The following is a 10,593-nucleotide window of genomic DNA, read 5'->3' on the forward strand; positions in this document are numbered from 1 at the left end:
GATTCCCATGGAACAACGCCGCCTGATCCTGATCATCGCCCTGGGCTTCGTCCTGATCCTGCTCTGGCAGGCCTGGCTGGAAGACCATCAGTCACCCGCCGAGCGTGGCAACGGCGGTCAGACGACCGAACAGGCGTCGGACGGCGAAGAACGCCAGGCCGACGACCTGCCGACCGCCGGCGGGCCCTCGACAGGGGGTGACGTGCCCAGCGCCGAGGACGGGTCGGATGGCGATTCCTCGGCCTCGGCCGACCGGATCCGGGTCGAGACCGATGTGCTCTCGCTCGAGATCGATCCCAAGGGCGGCGTGCTCCGGCAGGCGGATCTGCTGGACTATCCGGTCGAGCTCGATCGACCGGACGATCCGGTGCGCCTGCTGCAGGACAGCAGCGGGTTTACCTACATCGCCCAGTCCGGGCTGATCGGCGCCAAGAACGCACCGGCGCCGGACCATCATGCGGCCTTCGAGGTGGAAGAGCCCGAGTACCGCCTCGCCGAGGGCGAGTCCGTTCTCGAGGTTCCGATGACCTGGGAAAAGGACGGCATCCGCGTTACCAAGACCTATCTCTTCAAGCGCGGTTCCTATGCCGTCGACCTGCGTTACACGGTTGAGAACACCACCGATGCCGAGTGGCGTGGTCAGCAATATCGCCAGCTGACCCGCTCGGGTTCCACCCCGGGCATGCAGCTGATGTACACCTACACCGGTGGCGTCTATGCGGGCACCCCCCCTGGCGGTGGCGATCGCCTCAACTACGAGAAGATCGAGTTCGACGAGATGGGCAAGATCAACCTGCAGAAGGATCTGCAGGATGGCTGGGCCGCGATCATCCAGCACTATTTCATGAGTGCCTGGGTGCCGGCGAATCCCGAAGAGGTGAACCAGTACTACACCCTCAAGAGCAAGAAGGACGGCTTTACCGTCTACAGTCTGGGGCTGATGTCGCCGGTCGCCGCCGTTGCGCCTCAGTCGAGCGAGACGTTCGAGTCGATCCTCTATGTCGGCCCGAAGATCCAGTCGAACCTCGAACCGCTTGCGACTGGCCTGCACCTGGCGGTGGATTTCGGCATCCTCACCGTCATTTCCGAGCCGATCTTCTGGCTGCTCGACCTGTTCCACGACTGGGTCGGCAACTGGGGCTGGGCGATCGTGATGGTCACCCTGGTGATCAAGCTGCTGTTCCTGTGGCCGTCGGCGGTCAGTTACCGGTCCATGGCCCGGATGCGCGCGGTCACGCCCAAGATGCAGGCGCTCAAGGAACGCTTTGGCGATGACAAGCAGCGTCTCTCCCAGGAGATGATGAAGCTCTACCAGAAGGAGAAGATCAATCCGCTGGGGGGGTGTCTGCCGATCCTGATCCAGATTCCCGTGTTCATCGCCCTGTATTGGGTGCTGGTGGAGTCGGTCGAGTTGCGCCAGGCGCCGTGGATCCTGTGGATCGAGGACCTCACGCAGAAGGACCCGTATTTCATCCTGCCGCTGTTGATGGGCGCCTCGATGTTCCTGCAGCAGAAGCTCAACCCGGCGCCGGTCGATCCGATGCAGAAGAAGATCTTCCAGTGGCTGCCGGTGATCTTCACGGTGTTCTTCGCCTTCTTCCCGGCCGGTCTGGTGCTGTACTGGTTCGTCAACAACCTGCTTTCGATCGTCCAGCAGGCGATCATCACCCGGCGGGTGGAAAAGCAGATGGCGGTTCAGAAGGGATCGAGCTGATCGTTGGCGAATGTTCCCCATGATGTTTCCCGTGAAACGTCGTTGGCCGGCGACCACTAACCGGGCAGGCGCGCGAGCGTGATCCCGGTCGGCACGATCTGCGCGGTGGCCACGGCAGCCGGTCGGGCCGGGGTCGGAGTGGTGCGCCTGTCCGGACCGGAGGCCCGCGCGATCATCACGCGGCTGACCGGTATCACGCCTCGCCCGCGCCACGCGCATTACGTCACCCTCAAGCGTCGTGCCGACGGCGCGGTACTCGACGACGGCATCGTGCTCTTCTTTCCCGGCCCGCGTTCCTACACCGGCGAGGACGTGGTCGAGTGGCAGGGGCACGGCAACCCCGTCCTGCTCGACGCGGCCGTCGAGGAAATGGTCGGCTGTGGTGCGCGCACGGCGCGGCCGGGCGAGTTCACCGAACGGGCCTTTCTCAACGGGCGGATGGATCTCGCGCAGGCCGAGGCGGTCGCTGACCTGATCGAGGCCGGTTCCACCCAAGCGGCCACGGCCGCCCGGCGTTCCTTGACCGGGGCGTTTTCGCGGCGCGTGGATGCCTTCGTCGAGCACCTGATCCATCTGCGCATGTACATCGAGGCCGCGCTCGATTTCCCCGAGGAGGAAATCGACTTTCTCTCCGACACCCGCCTGCGAGATCAGCTGGTCAGCCTGCGCGAGGAACTGGCCGACCTGTTGAATCGCACCGGGGAAGGCGTTCGTCTGCGCGAGGGGCTGCAGCTCGTGATCGTCGGTCAGCCCAATGTCGGCAAGTCGAGCCTGCTCAACCAACTGGCCGGGGAATCGCGCGCGATCGTCACGGAGATCGCCGGTACCACCCGCGACGTGCTGCGTGCCGAAATCATGCTCGATGGCTTGCCGATTCACGTAATCGACACCGCCGGCCTGCGCGAGAGTGACGATCCGGTCGAACGGGAAGGCATCCGCCGCGCCTGGCAGGAGATCGAGCGTGCCGATCTGATCCTGCATCTGATCGATGGTGTTCGCGGCCGGTCGGCCGAGGACGAGGCCACCCTGGCGCGTCTGCCGGAAAAGCCGTTGCTGACCGTGATCAACAAGATCGATCTCACCGAGGCGTCACCATCCGACTCTGTCGAGAAAGGCACGTTGCGACTCAGTGCCCGGACGGGAGAAGGCGTGGATTCCCTGCGTCGCGAACTCCGTCGCCTGGCCGGCATGTCCGATCGAACCGAGGACCCATTCATCGCCCGACGTCGTCACCTCGAGGCGCTCGAGCGTGCCCGCGACAGTCTGACCGAGGCGGCCGATTCGCTGGCACTGGGCGCCGGCGAACTGGCCGCCGAGTCGTTGCGTCGTGCGCAGACAGCGATGGAAGCGATCACCGGCCGATACACCGCAGACGACCTGCTCGGCGAGATTTTCGGCAGTTTCTGTATCGGCAAGTGAATCGCCCTTGTCCAAGCGCACCGCTTGGTTGAAGGTGGGGCATCGGTACTATTTAATGCCCCGATAGATTTTTTCTGGGACACTCGGCTCGATGCCGATACTTCCTTCAGCAACAGGAGTGCCGCCATGCTGTCGATGGAATATCAGCCACCAATCGACATTCGACAAGTCACCGGGCGGGTGGTCGGCCTGGGCAGCCACCGGGCGCTGCAGTCGAAGACCGATTGCGAGGGCGTCATCACCCAGGCGAGCCGGTCACTTGCCGAGATATCGGGCTTTGCGGTCGACGAGTTGATCGGCCAGCCGCACAATATCCTGCGCCATCCGGATATGCCCGACAGCGTCTATTACCTGATGTGGCAGACCATCCAGGCCGGCGACGAGTTCTTCGGCATCGTCAAGAATCGCTGCAAGAACGGGGATCACTACTGGGTGCTGACTCGGGTTGCGCCAATCGTGCGCAACGGTGAAACGGTCGGTTACACGTCGGCCCGATTCCTGCCGCGGGCCGAGGTGGTACCGGACTGGGAGGGGCTGTTCGACGACATGCGGGCCGCGGAGCAGCGTAGCGGGTACAACGACGAGCGACGCTTCGCGCCCGCGGTCGAGGTGATGAACCGGTTCGTGCGTCGTCACGGTTATGCCAGCCTGCAGCAGATGGTGCTGTCCTCCCGGGCCTGAGCGGCATACGGATCCACCCATGACCTTGCCAGTCCGACATCACGGTCACGAGCCGCTGGCGCTCGAGCCGGCGGATGATGCCGAACTGCCTTGCGTTGCGGCGCTGGCCGAAGTCATCTGGTGGCACTGCTACCCGCCCATCATCGGTAGTGCCCAGGTCCACTACATGCTCGGTCGCGGCTATGCCTTGCGTGCCCTGCGTGACGCACGACGGAACGGCACGCGCTTCTCGTTGCTGCGACTTGCCGGTCGGTCCATCGGCTTTTCGGCCTGGCGACCCGACGGAAAGGCGGGCTTTCTCGACAAGCTCTACCTGCATCCGCGATTTCACGGCACGGGGCTGGGCCGCTGGCTGATCGAGGCCACATGCCGACAGATGGCTGCCGAAGGACTCGATCGAGTGACCCTGCGGGTCAATCGCTACAACCGGCCGGCCATTCGGGCCTACGAACGGGCAGGGTTTCGTGTCACGGGCACCGATTGCCAACCGATCGGTGGCGGATTCGTGATGGACGATTACCTCATGTCCCGCACGGCAATTCCCGGAGGTTTGCTAGACTGACTGGTCGGTCCCGCTCCCTTGGTGGGTCAAAGGCTGTCAGCGCCCCGGGAGGTTGTCGATGCCGCAAGCGAACGAACTCAACGATCTGCAGATCTTTCCCGACGGGGTGCGCCAGGTCAGCTGTCGCGACTGTCTCGCCGAGGCCAAGGACCGTCTCGGGTTCGCCTTCTCGATGGCCTTCCAGCCGATCGTCGACATCGATCGCAGCGAGGTCTACGCCTACGAGGCACTGGTGCGCGGACCCAATGGCGAATCCGCCGGTAGCGTGCTCGCCCAGGTCGACGACCATAACCGGTATTACTTCGACCAGGCGGCCCGGGTGACCGCCATTCGGCTGGCCTCGGAGCTGGGGATTCAGGCGAACCTGAGCATCAACTTCATGCCCAACGCGGTCTACAAGCCGGCGGCCTGCATCCGTGCGACCATGGAGGCGGCGAGCATCTACGGCTTCGACCCGCGGCGATTGATCTTCGAGGTCACCGAGGCCGAGCGCATCACCGATCGGTCCCACCTGCGGGCCATCTTCGACGAATACCGCGAACGTGGCCTGATGCGCGCGATCGACGACTACGGTGAAGGGTTCGCCGGGCTGAACCACCTGATCGAACTCGAGCCCGACCTGGTCAAGATCGACCTCAACCTGGTCCGGGACGTGGACACGAACCGCAGCAAGCAGGCCGTGATTCGGTCGACGGCCATGATGTGCGAGGAGATGGGGATCGAACTGATCGCCGAAGGCGTGGAGACCCGCGAGGAGTACGACGCGCTGCGCGCGATGGGGCTCAATCGCTTCCAGGGGTACTGGTTCGCCCGGCCCGGTTTCGAGGCCCTCCCGATCCCCGAGATGCCCTGACATCCACCCGACGTCGTGTCGTCGCTCGACAGCCGCGGTCGGCCCGCTTCTTCCCCGGTTCCGGCCGCACTCGAAACACAATATCGATAACGCCATGCCTCCAGAACGAATCCCGGATATCCGCCTGACCCAGTACAGCCACGGCGCGGGCTGTGGCTGCAAGATCGCCCCGTCCCTGCTCGACGACATGCTGACCTCGAATCTCGCGCCGATCGCACCCGATGCGCGCCTGATCGTCGGCAACGACTCGCGGGACGACGCGGCGGTGTTCGATCTCGGTGACGGCAGTGCGGTTATCTCGACCACCGATTTCTTCATGCCGATCGTCGACGACCCGTTCACCTTCGGACGGATCGCGGCGACCAACGCCATCAGCGATGTCTACGCGATGGGTGGCCAGCCGTTGCTGGCCATCGCGATCCTCGGCTGGCCGATCGACAAGCTCGGGCCCGACGTGGCCGCCGCCGTGATCGACGGCGGGCGCAGTGCCTGTTTTGATGCCGGGATCACCCTGGCCGGTGGGCACTCGATCGATGCCCCGGAACCCATCTTCGGCCTGGCCGTGACCGGCCGGGTCGAGCTAGACCGACTCAAGCGCAACGACACCGCGCGGGCGGGCGACCACCTCTTCCTGACCAAGCCGTTGGGTGTCGGCGTGCTCACCACCGCCCAGAAGAACGGGGTGCTCGATCCCGCCCATGTCGAACTCGCCCCGCAGAGCATGACGCGCCTGAACCGGATCGGTCGGGAGCTGGCGACGATCGATGCGGTCACCGCCATGACCGATGTCACCGGTTTCGGCCTCGGCGGGCATTTGCTCGAACTGGTTCGCGGCAGCCGGCTGCGCGCCGAGATCGACGTGGCATCGCTGCCGCTGATCGAGTCGGTCGCCGATTACATCGCCGCCGGCCAGATGCCGGGGGGCACCGGGCGGAACTTCGCCAGCTACGGCCGGGAACTGGGCGAGATGAGCGAGTTCGCCCGGGCGATCGTCTGTGACCCGCAGACCTCCGGTGGGCTGCTGGTGGCGGTGCGTCCCGAAGCGGTCGATGCAGTCGCCACCTTGCTGACCGATGCCGGGCTGTACGCCGCGCCGATCGGGCGCCTGCACGACGAGGACGAGGCTCCGCGCGTCGTCTTCCATGAGGGCGGCATGGCGTGAGTGGACGCGGCGACTTGCCGACCATTACCGATATCGCGTCGGTCTTTCTCGACCAGCGGCCCATGCTGGATGTGCGGGCGCCCGTGGAGTTCGCCCAGGGGGCCTTTCCCACGGCGGAGAATCGACCGTTGCTCACCGACGAGGAGCGTCACCAGGTCGGGATCCGCTACAAGCAGGCGGGCCAGGAAGCGGCGATCGCACTAGGCTACGAACTGGTCGACGAGAACGAAAAGGCCCGCCGGATCGCGCAGTGGCAGGCGTTCGCCGAGGCCCATCCCGACGGCCTGCTGTACTGCTTTCGTGGCGGGCTGCGCTCGCGACTGACCCAGCAGATGCTGTACGAGCAGGCGGGGATCAGGTATCCGCGCGTCGCCGGTGGCTACAAGGCCATGCGCCGCTTTCTGCTGGAGACGTTGGAAAACCGGTCGGTCGATGCCCCGCTGATCCTGCTTGGCGGGCGCACCGGGGTGGGCAAGACGCCGTTCCTGTTCCGCTTCGAGCGCCACCTGGACCTGGAGGGACGGGCGCGCCACAAGGGCTCGGCCTTCGGTCGCGAGCCGGAGCCGCAACCCATGCCGATCGACTTCGAGAACCAGCTCGCCATCGATCTGTTGCGCCTGCGCCATCGTGCCGCGGACGAGCCGATCCTGGTGGAGGACGAGGGCAAGATGGTGGGCGCCCGCCAGGTACCGCCGACCCTCTTCGAACGCATGCGTCGATCGCCGCTGGTGGTGATCGAGCGCCCGCTCGACGAGCGGGTCGAGCAGAGCCTCAAGGACTACATCATCGATCTGGAGGCGGGCTATCGGCGCGTGCTGGCCACCGACGCGATCGGCGCGAGCGCGCGGGTGCGCGACCATATCCTGGGTGCGATCGACCGGGTCGCCAAGCGACTCGGTGGCGTCCGTCATGCCCGGGTGCGCGGCATGGCCATCGAGGCGCTGGATGCCTGGTACGGGCAGGATGACGTTCAGGGCCTGCGTGACCTTATCCGCGTCATGTTGGTCGAGTACTACGACCCGATGTACGACTACCAGCTCGCCGGCAAGCGTGACCGGATCGTCTTCAGTGGCCCGCCCGAGGCGGTGGCCGAGGAACTGATCGCGCGCGGCCTGCGTCCGCGTTCGGCAACCTGAGCGGCTCGGCTCGGCGAGCCTGTTCGATACCGGCTGCCCGCGGTAGACTTTTCCGCCCCTTCGGAAGGTCGAGGCCGTCATGTCGGAATCCCCACAATACCCCGCCCCGGTCGGTCGGGACGATCTCTACCGCGACCCGCAGCCGCCGGCCGCGTTCCGCTTCGATGCCGCGGTCGCGGCGGTATTTCCCGACATGATCTCGCGCTCCGTGCCCGGGTACCGCTTCAACCTCGAACTGGTGGCCGCGATCGCCCGGCGTCACGTCCAGCCCCATTCGCGCGTCTACGACCTCGGCTGCTCGCTGGGGGCGATGACCCTCTCGATCCGCTCGGCATTGGCGGGGATGGCGGCACCGCCCGCGGGTGTCGAACTGATCGGCGTGGACAATTCGGAGGCGATGCTCGAGCGCGCCGGCGCGCAGCTGGCGGCGTTTCATTCACCCTACCGTACCGAGCTCGTCTGCGCCGATCTCGCCGAGGTGGTGCCCGAGCGGGCCTCGATGGTGGTGCTGGGGTACACGCTGCAGTTCGTCGATCCGTCGCGGCGCGACGCCGTGATCGCGCGCATCCACGACGGCCTGCGCCCGGGCGGCGTGCTGGTGCTGGCGGAAAAGGTCCACGAGGAAGGCCGGGGCGCCGAGGCGCTGATGACCGAGCTGCACCATGATTTCAAGCGGGCCAACGGCTACTCCGAGCTGGAGATTGCCGGCAAGCGACAGGCACTGGAGAACGTGTTGCACACCGAGACGGTCGCCGACCACGAGCAGCGCCTGTCCCGCGCCGGATTCGGCGAGGTGGTGATGCTCTCGCGGCACTATGGGTTTTGCCTCTGGCTGGCGAGGCGATGCAAAAAAACAACGCGGAATGTCGACTGATCGGCTTTCCTTCGGAACCGCTCATGGCGGGAAGGGACATACCTCTTATCCTGCGCGGTCAGCGCCGAGCGATTGCGCGGAACGTGGTACGCGAACAACAGGAATGCAGCCGATGAACCCGTCCGACAACCCCGTTGCCAACCCCTTGCGCCCGGCCAGACACCTGGCGATCAGCCGGGCCGTTTTGCCACTTTGTCTGCTGGGCGCGGTGATGCCCCAGATTTTGACCCAGGCCAAGGCTCAGGCGGCGCCGATTGCCGACGAGAGGGGCCTGTCCGGCGAGATCCAGCCGCTGGTCGGCGTCCTGTCCAGCCGGTCCAACCTCGCCGTGTCCAGCGACCAGAAACGCATCGATTCCCTCTATAGCCTGTCCGCGCGCGAGACACGTCCGATCGGTGGCGTGCTGGGGAAGGTGGATTACACCGTGGTGCCGAAGGAGCTCGCGCTCTATGCCGGCACGCCGCGTTCGGCTCTGGCGGACGGCGAGCTGGCCCTCGAGGTCGGGGCGCGCTACCTGGTGAATCGGGTCGGGCTGCTGACCGCGGCGGTGACCCCGTTCACCATCAATGACAGCGAGGCCTGGTCGGACCCGTTCGTCACGGGGACGCGACGGGACGCCACCGATGCCGATCGGCGCGGCCTGCGTCTCGGTCTGGCGGGTATCGCCGGCACCGGGCTGTCGGTCGACTATCGGCTCTATCGACGCGATCTCGACGACGAGCGTTCCGGCCAGGCGCTGGGACTGTCGTCCGCGGAGCGTCGGCTGCTCGAGCGCGAGGGCACCGAGCATCGCTTCGACCTCAACTACCGGGTCGCCCTGACCGACAACCTCAGCCTCACGCCGGGCGTGCAGTACCGTCACCTCGATGCCGATGGCGCGGCCAATCGTGGCTGGCTGCTACGCCCGCAGCTGACCGCGCAATACGATATCGATCGCTGGTCGGTCTCGATGACCGGCTACTACGGAGTGGATCGCTACGACGCCCGTCAGCCGATCTACGACGAGTACCGTGACGGTGACGAGATGGGCGTCGCCGCCGGTGTGCGCTATGCCGAGCCGTTCGGCTGGTCCAACTGGTCGGTCAACGCCTACGGCGTCTGGTCCGAGCGCGATTCCGACATCCGTTTCTACGATCAGGAAACCGGCCTGTTCGCCATCGGCATGGGTTACCGCTTCTGACCGACCGATGACGGAGAAGAGCAAGGAACGCCAAGTCACCCTCGGGGTCGAGCGAATGGCCCGCCAGACGCGGGCGGCGCTCGGTCGCCTCCCGCGGCGCATGCCGATGGAGGGGTGGCGGACCTTCGACTGGGGCGCGGTCAACCACGGCGACTGGCACCGGTGGCTGGCCGCCGTGGGCCGGCTGCCCGAGCGACCGCCCTCCGCGATCAACCGGCTCGACGGCCCGGCGATAACGGCCCGTGCCGACGAGGCCCTGCCCGGGCTGGAAGAGTGGCTGCGCGAGCTGATCCCCTGGCGCAAGGGCCCCTACGACCTGTTCGGCGTGTCGATCGACACCGAGTGGCGCTCGGATCTCAAGTGGGATCGACTGGTCGACCGCATCCAGCCGCTCGCCGGGCGGCGGGTGCTCGATATCGGCAGCGGCAATGGCTATCACCTGTGGCGCATGCTCGGCGCGGGGGCGGATTTCGCGCTGGGCGTCGACCCCACCTGGGTGTTCGTCGCGCAGTTTCATGCCGTCGCCCACCTGCTGGGCGAGACCCGTGCCGGCATCGTGCCCACCACCCTGGAGCGCTTCCCGCACCGGCCGCACTTCGACACGGTGTTCTCGATGGGCGTGCTCTATCACCGCCGTGACCCGTTCAGCCATCTGGGCGAGCTCAAGGCCTGCCTGCGCCCGGGTGGCGAACTGGTGCTCGAGACCCTGGTGGTCGAGGGCGACGCCACCACCATCCTCACGCCCGCCGACCGCTATGCCGGCATGCGCAACGTCTGGTTCCTGCCCAGCCCGGCCGCCGTGATCGGCTGGCTCGAACGCATGGGCTTCGTCGATCCCGAACTGATCGACGTGACGGTGACTACCACCGAGGAGCAGCACCGCACCGACTGGTTCGGCGACCGGCAATCGCTGGTCGATTTCCTCGATCCCGACGATCCCTCCCGCACTCGCGAAGGCCTGCCCGCCCCGCGCCGCGCCATCATCACCGCCCGGCGCCCCGGGTAAGAACCC

General features: G+C 66.2%; 10 protein-coding genes. All 10 read left to right on the forward strand.

Annotated elements, in window-relative coordinates; translation table 11 throughout:
- Positions 1 to 7 precede the first annotated feature (7 nt).
- The 10 genes from yidC to cmoB all read left to right on the forward strand — a co-directional run bounded on the left by yidC (position 8) and on the right by cmoB (position 10,587).
- Entirely contained in the window at positions 8 to 1,714 is a 1,707-nt protein-coding gene (gene yidC, locus ACLFRM_RS01300; protein WP_410753804.1) for a membrane protein insertase YidC, read from the forward strand.
- Positions 1,715 to 1,792: 78 nt separating this feature from the next.
- The gene (mnmE, locus tag ACLFRM_RS01305; RefSeq protein WP_410753806.1) at positions 1,793 to 3,133 is read left to right on the forward strand and encodes a tRNA uridine-5-carboxymethylaminomethyl(34) synthesis GTPase MnmE; all 1,341 of its coding nucleotides are present in this window, start codon (positions 1,793 to 1,795) and stop codon (positions 3,131 to 3,133) included.
- A 126-nt stretch (positions 3,134 to 3,259) separates the two neighbouring features.
- Positions 3,260 to 3,814: a PAS domain-containing protein gene (locus ACLFRM_RS01310; protein ID WP_410753807.1), complete on the forward strand. Its 555-nt coding sequence runs from the start codon at positions 3,260 to 3,262 to the stop codon at positions 3,812 to 3,814.
- A 19-nt stretch (positions 3,815 to 3,833) separates the two neighbouring features.
- Positions 3,834 to 4,376, forward strand: coding sequence for a GNAT family N-acetyltransferase (locus ACLFRM_RS01315; RefSeq protein WP_410753809.1), 543 nt, complete (start codon positions 3,834 to 3,836; stop codon positions 4,374 to 4,376).
- 58 nt (positions 4,377 to 4,434) lie between these two features.
- Entirely contained in the window at positions 4,435 to 5,229 is a 795-nt protein-coding gene (locus ACLFRM_RS01320; RefSeq protein WP_410753811.1) for an EAL domain-containing protein, read from the forward strand.
- Positions 5,230 to 5,323: 94 nt separating this feature from the next.
- Positions 5,324 to 6,391, forward strand: coding sequence for a selenide, water dikinase SelD (gene selD / locus ACLFRM_RS01325; protein ID WP_410753812.1), 1,068 nt, complete (start codon positions 5,324 to 5,326; stop codon positions 6,389 to 6,391).
- Positions 6,392 to 6,405: 14 nt separating this feature from the next.
- On the forward strand, positions 6,406 to 7,527 hold the full coding sequence (gene mnmH / locus ACLFRM_RS01330; RefSeq protein ID WP_410753814.1) for a tRNA 2-selenouridine(34) synthase MnmH: 1,122 nt from the start codon (positions 6,406 to 6,408) through the stop codon (positions 7,525 to 7,527).
- 79 nt (positions 7,528 to 7,606) lie between these two features.
- Complete coding sequence (gene cmoA, locus ACLFRM_RS01335; RefSeq protein ID WP_410753816.1) at positions 7,607 to 8,401, forward strand: carboxy-S-adenosyl-L-methionine synthase CmoA; 795 nt, start codon at positions 7,607 to 7,609, stop codon at positions 8,399 to 8,401.
- 112 nt (positions 8,402 to 8,513) lie between these two features.
- Positions 8,514 to 9,581, forward strand: a complete 1,068-nt coding sequence (locus tag ACLFRM_RS01340) for a DUF2860 family protein (protein WP_410753818.1) — start codon at positions 8,514 to 8,516, stop codon at positions 9,579 to 9,581.
- Positions 9,582 to 9,588: 7 nt separating this feature from the next.
- Complete coding sequence (gene cmoB, locus ACLFRM_RS01345) at positions 9,589 to 10,587, forward strand: tRNA 5-methoxyuridine(34)/uridine 5-oxyacetic acid(34) synthase CmoB (protein ID WP_410753820.1); 999 nt, start codon at positions 9,589 to 9,591, stop codon at positions 10,585 to 10,587.
- Positions 10,588 to 10,593 lie beyond the last annotated feature (6 nt).

The organism is Guyparkeria sp. (assembly GCF_046540515.1).
Classification (GTDB): Bacteria; Pseudomonadota; Gammaproteobacteria; order Halothiobacillales; family Halothiobacillaceae; genus Guyparkeria.